15 protein-coding genes are annotated in these 14,610 nt (G+C 72.7%); 4 read left to right on the forward strand and 11 right to left on the reverse strand.

All coding sequences use genetic code 11. The features are described 5' to 3' along the window. Window positions 1-3 precede the first annotated feature (3 nt). The 6 genes from gatC to ACZ5GP_RS33000 all read right to left on the reverse strand — a co-directional run bounded on the left by gatC (window position 4) and on the right by ACZ5GP_RS33000 (window position 7,572). The gene (gatC, locus tag ACZ5GP_RS32975; protein ID WP_010984178.1) at window positions 4-300 is read right to left on the reverse strand and encodes an Asp-tRNA(Asn)/Glu-tRNA(Gln) amidotransferase subunit GatC; all 297 of its coding nucleotides are present in this window, start codon (window positions 298-300) and stop codon (window positions 4-6) included. A gap of 156 nt (window positions 301-456) precedes the next feature. Continuing rightward, window positions 457-2,565: a putative bifunctional diguanylate cyclase/phosphodiesterase gene (locus ACZ5GP_RS32980; protein ID WP_468754391.1), complete on the reverse strand. Its 2,109-nt coding sequence runs from the start codon at window positions 2,563-2,565 to the stop codon at window positions 457-459. 530 nt (window positions 2,566-3,095) lie between these two features. After that, on the reverse strand, window positions 3,096-5,279 hold the full coding sequence (ligA, locus tag ACZ5GP_RS32985) for an NAD-dependent DNA ligase LigA (protein WP_468754340.1): 2,184 nt from the start codon (window positions 5,277-5,279) through the stop codon (window positions 3,096-3,098). Between the two features lie 31 nt (window positions 5,280-5,310). Beyond that, entirely contained in the window at window positions 5,311-6,324 is a 1,014-nt protein-coding gene (locus ACZ5GP_RS32990) for a methionine synthase (protein ID WP_468754341.1), read from the reverse strand. Continuing rightward, on the reverse strand, window positions 6,321-7,019 hold the full coding sequence (locus tag ACZ5GP_RS32995) for an SDR family oxidoreductase (RefSeq protein ID WP_468754342.1): 699 nt from the start codon (window positions 7,017-7,019) through the stop codon (window positions 6,321-6,323). Before ACZ5GP_RS32995 ends, ACZ5GP_RS32990 begins: the two co-directional genes overlap by 4 nt. Window positions 7,020-7,026: 7 nt before the next feature. Beyond that, on the reverse strand, window positions 7,027-7,572 hold the full coding sequence (locus ACZ5GP_RS33000; RefSeq protein WP_468754343.1) for an LOG family protein: 546 nt from the start codon (window positions 7,570-7,572) through the stop codon (window positions 7,027-7,029). Between the two features lie 49 nt (window positions 7,573-7,621). On the opposite strand from ACZ5GP_RS33000, the gene ACZ5GP_RS33005 reads away from it, so the two are divergent. Then, entirely contained in the window at window positions 7,622-7,957 is a 336-nt protein-coding gene (locus ACZ5GP_RS33005) for a DUF427 domain-containing protein (protein ID WP_468754344.1), read from the forward strand. A gap of 1 nt (window position 7,958) precedes the next feature. Here ACZ5GP_RS33005 and ACZ5GP_RS33010 read toward each other — a convergent pair whose 3' ends face one another. Then, entirely contained in the window at window positions 7,959-8,942 is a 984-nt protein-coding gene (locus ACZ5GP_RS33010; RefSeq protein ID WP_468754345.1) for a GlxA family transcriptional regulator, read from the reverse strand. Between the two features lie 123 nt (window positions 8,943-9,065). Between ACZ5GP_RS33010 and ACZ5GP_RS33015 the strand changes: the two genes are divergently transcribed. Further along, a complete protein-coding gene (locus ACZ5GP_RS33015; RefSeq protein WP_468754392.1) occupies window positions 9,066-10,010 on the forward strand; it encodes an NADP-dependent oxidoreductase in 945 nt (314 codons plus the stop codon). A 30-nt stretch (window positions 10,011-10,040) separates the two neighbouring features. On the opposite strand, the gene mnmA is transcribed toward ACZ5GP_RS33015, so the two are convergent. Further along, a complete protein-coding gene (mnmA, locus tag ACZ5GP_RS33020; protein ID WP_468754346.1) occupies window positions 10,041-11,177 on the reverse strand; it encodes a tRNA 2-thiouridine(34) synthase MnmA in 1,137 nt (378 codons plus the stop codon). A gap of 61 nt (window positions 11,178-11,238) precedes the next feature. On the opposite strand from mnmA, the gene ACZ5GP_RS33025 reads away from it, so the two are divergent. Further along, a complete protein-coding gene (locus tag ACZ5GP_RS33025; protein ID WP_468754347.1) occupies window positions 11,239-11,934 on the forward strand; it encodes an N-acetylmuramoyl-L-alanine amidase in 696 nt (231 codons plus the stop codon). Here ACZ5GP_RS33025 and ACZ5GP_RS33030 read toward each other — a convergent pair. The 3 genes from ACZ5GP_RS33030 to ACZ5GP_RS33040 all read right to left on the reverse strand — a co-directional run bounded on the left by ACZ5GP_RS33030 (window position 11,931) and on the right by ACZ5GP_RS33040 (window position 13,705). Next, window positions 11,931-13,100 (reverse strand): cysteine desulfurase family protein, encoded by a 1,170-nt coding sequence (locus tag ACZ5GP_RS33030; protein WP_468754348.1) that lies wholly within the window; start codon window positions 13,098-13,100, stop codon window positions 11,931-11,933. The two genes, ACZ5GP_RS33025 and ACZ5GP_RS33030, sit on opposite strands and share 4 nt — an antisense overlap. Window positions 13,101-13,148: 48 nt before the next feature. After that, complete coding sequence (locus ACZ5GP_RS33035) at window positions 13,149-13,367, reverse strand: DUF4190 domain-containing protein (RefSeq protein WP_468754393.1); 219 nt, start codon at window positions 13,365-13,367, stop codon at window positions 13,149-13,151. Between the two features lie 185 nt (window positions 13,368-13,552). Next, window positions 13,553-13,705, reverse strand: coding sequence for a hypothetical protein (locus ACZ5GP_RS33040; protein ID WP_468754349.1), 153 nt, complete (start codon window positions 13,703-13,705; stop codon window positions 13,553-13,555). Window positions 13,706-13,842: 137 nt separating this feature from the next. Here ACZ5GP_RS33040 and ACZ5GP_RS33045 point away from each other — a divergent pair, with 137 nt between their 5' ends. Then, a complete protein-coding gene (locus ACZ5GP_RS33045; RefSeq protein WP_468754350.1) occupies window positions 13,843-14,490 on the forward strand; it encodes a TetR family transcriptional regulator in 648 nt (215 codons plus the stop codon). The last annotated feature ends 120 nt before the right edge of the window (window positions 14,491-14,610 follow it).

Consider the following 14,610-nt stretch of genomic DNA (forward strand, 5'->3'; position numbering starts at 1 on the left):
TTCTTAGTCCTCCCCCAGGATCTGCGGCACCTTGAAACGCTGCTGCTCCTGGGCCGGGGCGCCCGAGAGCGCCTGCTCGGGGGTGAGCGACGGACGGACCTCGTCCGCGCGCATGACGTTGGTCAGCGGCAGCGGGTGCGAGGTCGGCGGTACGTCTTGGTCGGCGACCTCCGAGACGCGGGCGACCGCGCCGATGATGTCGTCGAGCTGTCCGGCGAAGTGGTCGAGCTCCTCGGCCTTCAGCTCCAGACGTGCAAGGCGGGCGAGGTGGGCGACCTCCTCGCGCGTGATGCCAGGCATGCGGCGATCCTCAGGGGTGAGTTTGCGGGTTGTGGGGCCAATCCTATGGGTCGAGGTGGTGTGGCCGTTAAACGGTTTCCCCGCGGCCGACCGCGGGGGCGCTTCACCGCGCCTCGAGAGGTGCCCCGCCGCCTGTCGCCTGCCGGTGCCGCGGGGCTACTTGACCACGTGCCCCGAGGACTCCCCCACGTCGGAGCCCTCGGCGAGCGCCGCCGCCTCCGCCGCGACGTCTGCCGGGCGGCGCCAGCCGCGTGAGCCGCGGGCCCGCAGCCAGGCGGTCGTCTCCTCCGGGGGCATCGCCGCGGCGACCAGCCACCCCTGGACCGCGTCGCACCCGAGGTCCCGCAGCCGCTCCCACGTCTCGTCGTCCTCGACGCCCTCGGCGACGACGAGCAGGCCCAGCGAGTGGGCGAGGTCCACCGTGCAGCGGACGATCGACGCGTCCTCCTCGTCGATGGCGAGCCGGGCCACGAAGGAGCGGTCGATCTTCAGCTCGCTGACGGGCAGCCGCCGCAGGTGGACCAGCGAGGAGTACCCCGTGCCGAAGTCGTCGAGGGACATCTTGACCCCGTGGCCGGTGAGCCCGGCCAGGGTGTCCGCGGCGCGCTGCGGGTCCTCCAGGAGCACGTGTTCCGTTATCTCCAGCTGGAGCGCCCCCGCGGGCACCCCGTGCCGGGCCAGGCGCGCCGCGACGGACCCGGCGAAACCGGGCGTGTGGACGTCGCGCGGGGAGACGTTGACGGCGACCGGGACCTTGAGGCCCTGGGCGTGCCACTTGGCCACCTGGCCGAGGGCCGACTCCAGGACGTACTCGGTCAGGTGCGGCATGAGTCCGGAGGACTCGGCGATGGCGATGAACTCGTCCGGCGGCACCTTCCCCCGCTCGGGGTGCACCCAGCGCACCAGCGCCTCCAGGCCCGCGACCTTGCCGTCGAAGCGGACCTTGGGCTGGTAGTGCAGTTCGACGTCGCCCGCGTCCAGCGCCCGGCGCAGGTCCCCCAGCAGGCCGAGGCGGTCCGGGGTGTTGGAGTCCCGCTTGGACTCGTACACCTCGACGCCGGTGCGGTCCCGCTTGGCCTGGTACATCGCCACGTCGGCGCGGCGCAGGAGGCCCTCCGCGTCGAGCGCGTGGTCGGGGAAGACGGCGAGGCCCGCGCTGGCCTCCAGGACGAGGGTGAGGCCGTCGAGGTCCAGCGGTGAGCCGAGCGCGGCCACCAGCTGCCGCGCCACGCGCGTGGCGGACGTGGTGGAGTCGGCGATGGGCAGCAGCACGGCGAACTCGTCGCCGCCGAGGCGGGCCGCCTCGGCGCCGCGCGGGAGAGCGAGCCTGAGCCGGTCCGCTATCTGCAGCAGCAATCGGTCCCCGGCGAGATGGCCGAGGGTGTCGTTCACCGACCGGAAGCGGTCCATGTCGATCAGCATCAGGGCGGAGCGCGCGCCGATCCGCTCGGCGTCGTCGAGGGCCGTCCAGGTCCGCTCGAGGAGCCACTGCCGGTTGGGCAGTCCGGTGAGCGGGTCCCTGAGCTGCTCCTCGGCGCGGGCGCGGGCGATCCACAGGGTGGAGTCGAGCGCGACCAGCGGGATCGCGAAGAGCGGCAGCAGGATCGGCAGGGAGACGGCCACCACGCAGATCAGCGGGGCGATGCCGAGCAGCGCGATGCCGAGAAGGCCCTGCCTGACCAGGGCCGTTCGGGTGACGGTGGGCAGGGCGCCGGTGCGCGGCGCGTGGACGTACCAGAGCAGTACGCGGGTGACGACGAGGTAGGCGACGGCGACCAGGGCCACTTCGGGGGCGGTGTACAGGTCCCAGGTCTCGGGGAGCCAGGGCGACTCGGCGGTCGGCGCGGTGCCGAACGCGGCCAGGGTGAGTGCGCCCGCGCCGATGCCGAGGATGTCGACCGCGCCGTGCAGCACGCCCTGGCGCCGGCGGTGCCTGCGGGCGACGCCGACCAGGACGACGACGGTGATGCTGACCAGGCCGGCGGGCACCCACCCGTACAGCAGGAGCACGGCGACGGTGAGGGCCCCGCCGGAGCCCGTGCCGCCCCACCAGCGGTCGCGGCCGAGGGCGACGAGGTGGCCGACGATGAGGCCGGTGAGGACGGCGAGGGACCAGCCGGTCGCCCCGGCGGGGAAAGGCGTGTGCCGGTCCGTGAGGGCCTGGAAGAAGCCGGTGCCGAGGACTAACGCGGCGGCCGTGACGACCAGGAGGGGCAGCAGGGGCCAGGGGTCGCGGGGGTCCTGTTCGGTGGGGCCGCCCGCCATGGCCACGGCGCTCTCCGTGCCGCATCCGGACGTGGGCGAGGTCCAGGCCCGCTCACGAGGTTCGATGGCGGTGCTCAGCGCGCCGCATCCGGGTCCGCTCGCGAGGCCGGGGTCGGCGGCCGGTACGGCCCGCCGGCCGCGCAGCCAGGTGGCCGGCGCGCACCACCGGCGCGCGCGCAGCGGTGAGTACGGGGCGGCGCTCTCGGTCGGTTCCATTCCCGTCCCTCTCACAGCCGGCGGTGCCCACGCCAAACGGACTCGGCCCAAAGGCGGCCGGGCCCGGAACTTCCGTCCCCGCGCTCCGAACGAGCAAGGGCCGCACAACTCCCGGACTCGTGCCGAGCGGGGGATGCCCCCTTCCGCGCTCTTGTTGAGCAGGAGATGCCCCGTTCGCAGCGGGGCACGGCAGGCGCACATCTCAACAGTAGGCCGCAGAAGGCTTCCACGGGCAGCGGTCGCCCACGGTTGCCCGAATGCGACCCGGCCACCCGTATGCATCTGATATGCGCCGAACGGGTGGCCTTCAACCGCTACTCCTCGGTCGGAAGCGCGACTTCCCGCGCCGCGTCCGGTCCTTGTTCCAGCAGCACGACGAAGCCTTCCTCGTTGAGAACCGGAACCTTCACCTGCATCGCCTTGTCGTACTTCGAGCCGGGGTTGTCCCCCACGACGACGAAAGACGTCTTCTTCGAAACGGAACCGGTCACCTTCGCGCCACGGGTCTGCAGCGCCTCTTTCGCGCCATCCCGGGTGTAGTGCTCCAGCGTGCCGGTGACGACGACCGTGAGGCCTGCCAGGGGGCGGGGACCCTCGTCCTCGCCGCTCGTCTCCTCCTCCATGCGCACCCCGGCCGCCCGCCACTTGCGGAGGATCTCGCGGTGCCACTCCTCGGCGAACCACTGTTTGAGGGAGGCCGCGATGACCGGCCCCACTCCTTCCGTCGTGGCCAGCTCTTCCTCGGTGGCCTGTTCGATCCGGTCGATGGAGCGGAACTCGCGGGCCAGCGCCTCGGCGGCCACCGGGCCGACGTGCCGGATCGAGAGGCCGGTCAGGACGCGGGCGAGGGGGCGCTCCTTGGCCGCCGCGATGTTCTCCAGCATGGCGAGGGTGTTCTTCTTCGCCTCGCCCTTCTGGGTGGCGAAGAAGGTGACGACCTTCTCCTCGCCCGTCTTGGGGTCGCGCTTGGGCAGGCCGGAGTCCTGGTCGAGGACGTAGGACTTGATGGGGAGCAGCTCCTCGACCTGGAGGTCGAAGATGTCGCCCTCGTCGAGGATCGGCGGCTCGGCCGGCTCCAGGGGTCTGGTCAGCGCGGCCGCGGCGACGTATCCGAAGTTCTCGATGTCCAGGGACTTGCGGCCGGCCAGGTAGAAGAGCCGTTCGCGCAACTGGGCGGGGCAGGTCTGGGCGTTGGGGCAGCGGAGGTCGATGTCGCCCTCCTTCATGGGCCGCAGCGCCGTGCCGCACTCGGGGCACTCGGCGGGCATCACGAACTCCCGCTCGGTGCCGTCCCGCAGGTCCACGACCGGGCCGAGGATCTCCGGGATGACGTCACCGGCCTTGCGCAGCACGACCGTGTCGCCGATGAGGACGCCCTTCTTCTTCACCACCTCCTGGTTGTGCAGGGTGGCGAACTCCACCTCGGAGCCGGCGACGGTGACGGGCTCCACCTGGGCGTACGGCGTGACGCGGCCGGTGCGGCCGACGCCGACGCGGATGTTGACCAGTTTGGTGTTGACCTCCTCCGGGGCGTACTTCCAGGCGATGGCCCAGCGCGGGGCGCGCGAGGTGGAGCCGAGGCGGCCCTGGAGGGGGATCTCGTCGAGCTTGACGACGACGCCGTCGATCTCGTGCTCCACGGAGTGGCGGTTCTCGCCGAAGTACGTGATGAAGTCCCGTACGCCCTGGAGGCCTTCGACGACCTTGTTGTGCCGGGCGGTGGGCAGGCCCCACTCGTGGAGCAGCTCGTAGGCGTGGCTGAGGCAGTCGATGTCGAAGCCCTCGCGGGCGCCGATGCCGTGCACGACCATGTGCAGGGGCCGGGTCGCGGTGATGCGGGGATCCTTCTGGCGCAGGGAGCCCGCCGCGGCGTTGCGAGGGTTGGCGAAGGGCTTGTCGCCCGCCTCCACCAGGCGGGCGTTCAGCTCCTCGAACTTCTCCATCGGGAAGAAGACCTCGCCGCGGATCTCCACCAGGGCGGGCACGCGGTCGCCCTTGAGGCGCTGGGGGATGTCCGCGATGGTGCGGACGTTCGGCGTGATGTCCTCGCCGGTGCGGCCGTCGCCGCGGGTGGCGGCGCGGGTCAGCCTGCCGTCCTCGTACGTCAGGTTGACCGCGAGGCCGTCGACCTTCAGCTCGCACAGGAAGTGGTAGCCCGGCGAGCCGACGTCCTTGGCCACGCGGTCGGCCCAGGCGGCCAGCTCCGCGTCGTCGAAGGCGTTGTCGAGGGAGAGCATGCGCTCGCGGTGCTCGACCGCCGTGAACTCCGTCTCGTACGCGCCCGAGACCTTCTGGGTGGGCGAGTCCGGTGTCCGCAGCTCCGCGTACTCCTCCTCCAGGGCCTCCAGGGAGCGCAGGAGCTTGTCGAACTCCGCGTCGCTGACGACGGGTTGGTCCTTCACGTAGTACCGGAAGCGGTGCTCCTCGATCTGTTCGGCCAGCTGGGCATGCTGATCCCGTGCCTCGGCGGGCACGGAGCCTTGCTGTTCGACAGCCACCGTAAAAGTCCTCCCGTTACGTCATACCCAATTACTCAGGGTTGTCTGCGAGCGATCTCGCCGCCTTGACGCAGTGGGCGTGTGCCGCGCGGGCGTACGCGGGGGAAGCCCCCGCGAGTCCGCACGACGGAGTGACCACGACCGACTCCGCGAGTGATCCCGGATTCAGCCCCAGCCTGCGCCACAGCGTCCTGACACCCATGACGCTACCGGCAGGGTCCGACAATGGGCCGTCCACGCCCGGCACGACACCGGCGAAGAGCTTCGTGCCGCCCTCGACCGCCTCGCCGATCACCTCGTCGTCACGCTCGGTGAGGAGCGAGAAGTCGAACGAGATCGCGTGGGCCCCGGCGCGGCGCAGCAGCGCGAAGGGCACGTCCGGCGCACAGGAGTGGACGACGGTCGGGCCCTCGCCCTGGACGGCCAGGACGTCCCGGAGGGTGTTCTCCACGCTCTGGCGGTCCACGGCGCGGTGGGTGCGGTACTGGCTCGCCGTCCTGACCTGTCCGCGGAGCACGGCGATGAGTGAGGGCTCGTCCAGTTGCAGCACCACCTGGGCGCCCGGGACCCTGCGGCGCACGTCGGCGAGGTGCTCGCGCAGGCCCTCGGCGAGGGATCCGGCGAGGTCGCGGCAGGCCCCCGGGTCGGAGAGCGCCACTTCGCCGTTGCGCAGCTCCAGGGCGGCGGCGAGCGTCCAGGGGCCGACGGCCTGGACCTTCAGCGGCCCCTCGTACCCCTGGGTGAACTCCTCCAGGGCGTCGAGGTCCTCGCCGAGCCAGGCCCTGGCCCGCTTGGTGTCGCGTCCGGGCCGGTCGCCGACGCGCCAGCCGCTGGGCTCCACGCGCGCGTACAGGTCCACGAGCAGTCCGGCGGTGCGGCCGATCATGTCGGCGCCGGGTCCGCGCGCGGGCAGTTCGGCGAGGTGGGGGATGCCCTCCCCGGGTCCCGCGAAGCTGCCGGTGACGGTCTTCGCGGCCTCGCGGGCGTCCCCGCCGGGCAAGGACCCGACGCCGGTCGCCGGGCCCCAGGTGATCGTGTCGCTCATCGTCCCGGCCGCACCGTCAGGTCGTTGACCTCCGCGTCGCGCGGCAGGTCCAGGGCCATGACGATCGTCGTGGCGATGGACTCGGGGTCGATCCAGCGGGACGCGTCGTACTCCTTGCCCTCCTGCTGGTGGACCTTGACCTGCATGGCGCTGGCCGTGCGGCCGGGGTAGACGGAGGTGACCCGGACGCCGTTGCCGTGCTCCTCCTGGCGCAGGGAGTCGGCGAGGGCCTTCAGTCCGTGCTTGGAGGCGGCGTACGCGGACCACTCGGCGTGGGCGTTCAGGCCCGCGCCGGAGTTGACGAAGACGACGTGTCCCTGGCAGGCGCGCAGTTGGGGCAGGAAGTGGCGGGTCAGCTCGGCGGGGGCGACGAGGTTGACGTTGAGCTGGTGGTGCCAGGCCTTGGGGGTGAGTTCGCCGACCGGGCCGAGGTCGACGACGCCCGCGATGTGCAGGAGGGAGTCCACGCGCGAGGGCAGCGACTGGTGGCCGAAGGCCCAGGAGAGCCTGTCGGGGTCGGCGAGGTCGCCGACGAGCGTGCTCGCGCCGGGGAACTGTGCGGCGAGTTCCTTGGCGCGGCCCGCGTCGCGCGCGTGGAGGACGAGTTCGTCGCCGCGTGCGTGCAGGCGGCGGGCGACGGCCGCTCCGATGCCGGAGCCGGCCCCGGTGATCACATGTGTAGCCATACCCGCCATGCTCGCATCACCGCGTGCCCTGTGATTCCTCCAGGTAGGCCAGGGCGCCGACGGGCTCCTCGGCGAAGAAGACCAGTTCGGTGAGGGGTACGGGCAGGAAGCCCTCGTCCTCCATGCGGCGGAACTGCTCCTTGAGGCCGTCGTAGAACCCGGCGGAGTTCAGCAGGACCACCGGCTTGGTGTGCTTGCCGTGCTTCTTCAGCTCAAGGATCTCGGTCGCCTCGTCGAGGGTGCCGGTGCCACCGACCATGATCACGATCGCGTCGGCCTTCTCCAGGAGGAGCGCCTTGCGCTCGGCGAGGTCGCGGGCGATCACCATCTCGTGGGGGTCGGTGACGGCCCTGGCCTTGGCCGCGAGGAAGTCGACGGAGACGCCCGCCAGCCGTCCGCCCGCCTCCTCGACACCGTCCGCGACCACCTTCATCAGGCCGCTCTCCGAGCCGCCCCACACCAGGGTGTGGCCTCCTTTGCCGAGCAGTTCGGCGAACTCCCTGGCGGGGCGGGTGTAGCGCTCGTCGAGGTCGGCGGCGGAGAGGAAGACGCAGATATTCATGCGCTCACGGTACGGTCCGAGGGGAAGGCACCTGTCGAGGAGGTACGTCGTGGCCAAGGGACACCGGATCACTGTCGAGCAGGGCACGGACCATGTGCGCGTGGTGCACGACGGGCAGGTCGTCGCCGAGAGCCGCCGCCCGCTGCTGCTGCGCGAGACGGGGTGTCCCGTGCGGTACTACCTGCCTCCGGAGGACGTGCGTACGGACCTGCTGGCGCCGTCCGCGACCATCACGCACTGCCCGTTCAAGGGCACGGCTTCCTACTGGTCGCTGCCGGGCGCGCAGGACGCGGTGTGGGCCTACCACGAGCCGAAACCGGAGGTCGCCGCCGTCAAGGACCACTACTGCTTCTACGAGGCACAGGTGGCTCCGCCGCAGGGGTAGGTCACCGGCCGGCGCCGGCGAACGTCTTGCGGTAGGCGGCCGGCGAGACCCCGAGCACCGCGCGCATGTGCTGGCGCAGTGAGTTGCCGGTGCCGAATCCGGCCCGGTGGGCGACGACGTCCACGGGCAGGTCGCTCGACTCCAGGAGCCGGCGGGCCAGTTCGATGCGCTGGGCGGTCAGCCAGCGGCCGGGGGGCATGCCGACCTCCTCCTGGAAGCGGCGCGTGAAGGTCCGCAGGCTCATGCGCGCGTGCGCGGCCAGCTCGCCGAGCGGCAGCGGCTCGTGGAGCCGTTCCAGCGCCCACGCGCGCGTGGCGGCCGTCGAGGCGAGCGTCGGCGCGGGGACGGGCCGCTCGATGTACTGCGCCTGCCCGCCCTCGCGCCAGGGCGGGACCACGCAGAAGCGGGCGACGCGGTGGGCGACGGCGGTGCCGTGGTCGCGGCGCAGCAGGTGCAGGCACAGGTCGATGCCCGCGCCGACGCCGGCCGCCGTCAGGATGTCGCCGTCGTCCACGAAGAGGACGTCCTCGTCGAGCGCGACCCGGGGGAAGGTGCGCCGGAAGTGGTCGGCCTCCTTCCAGTGGGTGGTCGCGGGGCGCCCGTCGAGCAGCCCGGCGGCGGCCAGGACGTACGAGGCGGTGCAGAGCGACACCCAGCGCGTGCCGGGCCGCACCCGGGCGAGCGCGGCGGCCAGGGGGGCCGGCAGGACGCCTTCGTCCGTGCCGCCGCACAGCCGCTCGGTCGGCGGGATGACGACCGTGTCCGCGGCGGCGAGCGCCTCGGGGCCGTGTTCCACCGCGACCTCGAACCCGGCGTCGGTCCGCACCGGCCCGCCGTCCACCGTGCACACGACGACGTCGTACAGCGGGTGTCCCCCGGCGTCCTGGGCGGCCCCGAAGATCCGGGGCGGGATGCCCATCTCGAAGGCGTACACCCCGTCCAGCGCGAGCACCGCCACCCGGTGTCGGCCGCCATGAGAAGTCATGGCCGAATCCTGTCACATCCTGGCCAAACTGCCAGCACCGCGCCCGCCGGTCCCGACGCACTCTGAGTCCTCCAGCCGTCCCGGCAGAAGATCCGGTCCGGTGGAAGAGCCAAGAGGATGACCATGAAGATGCGTGCCGTAAGCCCCCGCTCCTGGGGTGCCCCCGAGAACCTGGTGCCCGTGGAGGTCGACCGTCCCGAGCCCGGCCTCACCGAGATCCTGGTGCGGGTGCACGCGGCGGGGGTGAACCCCGTCGACTGGAAGACCCGCGCGGAAGGCGCCTTCGGCACTTGGGGGGACACGCCGATCCTCGGCTACGACGTGTCTGGCGTCGTCGAGGAGGTGGGTCCCGGAGTGACCCTGTACTCCCCCGGGGACGAGGTCTTCGGCATGCCCCGCTTCCCCGAGCAGGCGGGCGGCTACGCGGAGTACGTCGTGGCGCCCGCGCGGCGCTTCGCGCCCAAGCCCGTGGGCCTCACCCACGTCGAGGCCGCCGCCCTGCCGCTCGCGGCGCTCACCGCCTGGCAGGGGCTTGTCGAGACGGCGGGGCTGCGGGCCGGGCAGCGGGTGCTGATCCACGCGGCGGCCGGGGGTGTGGGGCACCTGGCCGTGCAGATCGCCAAGGCCCGGGGCGCGTACGTCATCGGGACCGCGCGGGAGGACAAGCACGCCTTCCTGCGCGATCTCGGCGCGGACGAAGTCGTGGACTACGCGCGCGTGGACTTCACCGAGGCGGTGAGCGACGTGGACGTCGTCCTGGACGGGGTGGGCGGCGAGTACGGCACGCGGTCCCTTCGGGTCCTGCGTCCCGGCGGCCACCTGGTGACGCTGCCGGACCCCGGCGGCCTGCCGGACGCCGGTCTCGCGCGGGAGCACGGCGTCCACGCGGGCTGGACGATCGTGGAGCCGGACCGCCTGGGCCTCTTGGAGATCGCCCGCCTGGCGGAAGAGGGGAAGCTCCACGTCGAGATCGACACGGTGCTGCCCCTGGAAGAGGCGGCCAAGGCCCACGCGCACGGCGAGCGGGGCCTCACGCGGGGCAAGATCGTGCTCCGGGTCGCCGCATAGCCGCCGGGTGAGCGGGTGGGGCGGTGGGTGTCAGACGCCCGCCGTCACCCGCTCCGTCGTCGCGATCGTCGCCGAGCCGACCACGCGCGTGCCGTCGTACAGCACGATCGCCTGGCCGGGGGCCACGCCCCGGACGGGCTCGGTGAAGGAGACCCGCAGCTCGCCGTCGACCAGCTCGGCGGAGACCTCGCTCTCGCCGCCGTGCGCCCGCAGCTGCGCCGTGTACGTGCCGGGGCCGGTGGGGGCCGCACCGCACCAGCGGGGCTTGACGGCGGTCAGGCCGGTGACGTCCAGGGCGGCGGCCGGGCCGACCGTCACGGTGTTGTCCACCGGCGAGATGTCCAGGACGTAGCGCGGCTTGCCGTCGGGGGCCGGGGTGCCGATCCGCAGGCCCTTGCGCTGGCCGATGGTGTACCCGTACGCCCCCTCGTGGCTGCCGAGGACCGTCCCGGACTCGTCCACGATGTCGCCCTGCGCCTTGCCGAGGCGGGCGGCGAGGAAGCCTTGGGTGTCGCCGTCGGCGATGAAGCAGATGTCGTGGCTGTCGGGCTTCTTGGCGACGGCGAGGCCGCGGCGCTCGGCCTCCGCGCGGATCTCCTCCTTGGTGGTGACGGTGTCACCGAGGGGGAACATCGCGTGGGCGAGCTGCCGGTCGTCCAGGACGCCGAGGACGTAGCTCTGGTCCTTGGCCATGTCGGAGGCGCGGTGCAGCTCGCGGGTGCCGTCCTCGCGGACGATCACCTTGGCGTAGTGGCCGGTGACGACCGCGTCGAAGCCGAGGGCGAGGGCCTTGTCGAGCAGCGCGGCGAACTTGATCTTCTCGTTGCAGCGCAGGCACGGATTGGGGGTGCGGCCCGCCTCGTACTCGGCGACGAAGTCCTCCACCACGTCCTCGCGGAACCGCTCGGCGAGGTCCCACACGTAGAACGGGATGCCGATGACGTCCGCGGCGCGGCGGGCGTCGCGCGAGTCCTCGATGGTGCAGCAGCCCCGGGCGCCCGTGCGGAACGACTGGGGATTCGCCGAGAGGGCGAGGTGCACTCCCGTCACGTCGTGTCCGGCTTCGGCGGCGCGCGCGGCGGCGACGGCGGAGTCCACGCCGCCGGACATGGCGGCCAGGACACGGAGGGGGCGCTGGGGAGGCTGCGGGGTCTCGGTGAAAGTCATAGCCCTAACAGAGTACGGGCCCGCGGGAACCGGACGCCCGCGGCCAAGCGTTGACGAGCACATGGGGGAACCAGAGGGGCACAGGCCGGGAAGCCGCGGGGTCAGCCGGCGCACCCTGCTCATCGGGGGCGGAGCGGCCGCCGCCGGCACGGCCGTGTTCGCCGGGGACGACCTGGGGCGGCTGTGGTGGCGGATGCCCGGAGTGGTGAAGAGGCGCGAGGAGGGCGAGGTGGACGCGCAGGGCGCGCAGTGGACGGCCGCCTCGGACTACAACTGGCGCCGCGCGAACCGCCCCGACGACTACGCCATCGACCGCGTCGTCATCCACGTCGTCCAGGGCGGGTACGCGACGGCGCTGCGCGTCTTCAAGGACCCCGGCCACGGGGCCGCGGCGCACTACGTGGTGCGCAAGGACGGGCATGTGGCGCAGCTGATCCGCGAGCTGGACGTGGCGTTCCACGCCGGCGACAGGAGCTACAACGAACGCAGTGTGGGCATCGAGCACGAGGGGTTCGTCGACGACAAGTCGTCGTTCACGGACGCGATGTACGCCTCGTCGGCGCGGCTCACGGCCGGGATATGCGAGCGGTACGACATCCCGGTGGACCGCGAGCACATCATCGGGCACGTGGAGGTGCCGGGCACGGACCACACGGACCCGGGGCCGCACTGGGACTGGGACCGGTACCTGCGCCTGGTCCGTGCCGCCCGGGACGGCGGCGGAAAGCCCCCCGGGCAGCGGAAGAAGAAGTCCTAGCTGAGCCCCGCCGTGCGGGCCCGGTCCACCGCGGGGCCGATCGCCGCCGCGACGGCATCGACGTCCGCCCTGGTGGACGTGTGGCCGAGGGAGAAGCGCAGGGTGCCGCGCGCCAGGTCGGGGTCGGTGCCCGTGGCCAGCAGGACGTGGCTGGGCTGGGCCACGCCCGCCGTGCACGCCGAGCCCGTGGAGCACTCGATGCCCTGCGCGTCGAGCAGCAGCAGCAGGGAGTCGCCCTCGCAGCCGGGGAAGGTGAAGTGCGCGTTGGCGGGCAGCCGGCCCGCCGGGGAGGGGTCGCCGCCGAGGATCGCCTCGGGGACCGCCGCGCGGACGGCGGCCACCAGCTCGTCCCGCAGGGCGCCGACCTCGGCGGCGAACCGCTCGCGGTGCTCGGCGGCGTACTCCCCCGCCACGGCGAAGGCGGCGACGGCGGGCACGTCCAGCGTCCCGGAGCGCACGTGCCGCTCCTGGCCGCCGCCGTGCAGCACGGGCACGGGGCTGTGCTCCCGGCCCAGCAACAGGGCGCCGATGCCGTAGGGACCGCCGATCTTGTGGCCGGAAACGGTCATCGCGGCGAGCCCCGATGCCTGGAAGTCCACGGGGATCTGGCCGTAGGCCTGGACGGCGTCGGCGTGCAGCGGGATGCCGAACTCGGCGGCCACGTCGGCCAGTTCCCGGACAGGCTGGATCGTGCCGATCTCGTTGTTGGCCCACATGACGGTGGCCAGGGCGACGTCGTCGGGGTCGCGTTCGATCGCCTCGCGCAGCGCGTCGGGGTGGACGCGGCCGTGGGCGTCGACGGGGAGGTATTCGACGGTGGCGCCCTCGTGCCGGCCGAGCCAGTCGACGGCGTCCAGGACGGCGTGGTGTTCGACGGGGCTGGCGAGGACGCGGGTGCGGGCCGGCTCCGCGTCGCGCCGGGCCCAGTACAGGCCCTTCACGGCGAGGTTGTCGGCCTCGGTGCCGCCGGAGGTGAAGACCACCTCGCTGGGGCGCGCGCCGAGCGACTCGGCGAGGGTCTCGCGGGCCTCCTCGACGGATCGGCGCGCCCGCCGGCCCGCCGCGTGCAGCGAGGAGGCGTTGCCGGTGACGGCGATCTGCGCGGTCATCGCCGCGATCGCCGCCGGAAGCATCGGAGTGGTCGCTGCGTGGTCGAGGTAGGCCATGGTGCGCACGATTCTACGAGTCGTACGGCACCGGACGACCCGGCGGTATCAGCCTGCGAGACCCCAGGACACGGTGCCGTCCATCGCGACCAGCGCGGCGAGGACCACCAGGTCGGCCACGCCGAGCCCGAGTCCGAGCAGGGCGCGGCCCTTTCGGGCGGTGCCGCGATGCAGGGCGAGGCCCGCGAGGACGATCGCGACGGGGCCGAGAAAGATGTTCAGGACGAGCAGTCCGAGCAGGCCGCAGACGAAGGAGGCGACGGCCATGCCGTCGGTGTCCCGGCGGCCGGTCGGGCGCCGCGGGGCGCGCTCCGCGGCCTCCCGCGGGGTATGGCCCGCGGGGCGTTCGACGCTCCGGTCCGTGGCGGGTCCGGTGCGGTGCTGGGTGGTGAGTGCCATGGTCCGACTCCTCAACGGGTCGTGGTGCCGCACGGATCTGGGATGACGGCCGCTCAGCGGTGGTGTGTACGGCGCTCGCGGAGCGCGAAGACGACGAGCCACACCCCGATGACCGCGGCGGCGACGAGCGTCACCGGCAGGGGGGTGTGGGCCACGGAACCCATGGCGACACCCAGCAGCAGGAGGGCGGCGACAAGGAAGAGCATGAGATCCCTCTCCAATCGGCGACCGGACCGTCGCGGGCCCGGTTCGGTGAACGCTTGTGGTAACAACTGTTCACTGACTTTCAGAGTACTCCGTCCCACGCTTTCCAAACTCGGAGAACAGTTGTTAACTGCATGGCATGAGTCACACCCTCGGCGTCCGGCAGGCCCAGAAGCGCAGGACCCGGCAGGCCCTCCTCGACGCGGCCTTGCGGCTGCTGGAGGAGCAGAGCCTGTCCAGCCTGGGCCTGCGCGAGGTCACCCGCGCCGTCGGTGTCGCCCCCACCGCCTTCTACCGGCACTTCCGGGACATGGCCGACCTGGGTGTCGCGCTGGTGGAGGAGGCGCTCGGCAGCCTGCATCTGGCGCTCACCGCGCTGCTCTCCGCGACGGGTGAGCGCGCGGGCGAGGACGACGGGGAGGAACGCATCGCGGCCACCGTCGAACTGATCGCCGCGTACGTCCGCGCCCACCCCGCCCATGTCCGCTTCATCGCCCGCGAGCAGCACGGCGGCGTGCAGGCGGTGCGGGCCGCGATAAACGGCCAGCTCGCGCTGTTCGCCCAGGAGGTGAAGGAGCAGTTCGCCGGGGAGCCGGGGGCGGCGGGCTGGGCCGAGGACGACCTTTTGATGCTCGCCGGGATGTACGTCGACCACATGGTGATGACGGCCTCCGCCCTCCTGGAGGCGCAGGGCGACCCGGCGGCCGCCGAGCGGGTGGCGGCCACGGCCCGGCGCCGGCTGCGCCTGGTGAGCCTCGGGCGCCGCCACTGGCTGGACGAGGGCTGAGGTTCCTTCGGCGGTCGGTGGGCCTCGCTCCTCGCCCCGAACGGCGGCCCACCGGTATCGCACCCCCTGTGCCGCCGCGGCCTCTCGACTCTGACGTAAGGGGCAACTACGCTCTACGGC

Source organism: Streptomyces sp. NPDC031466 (genome assembly GCF_055581265.1).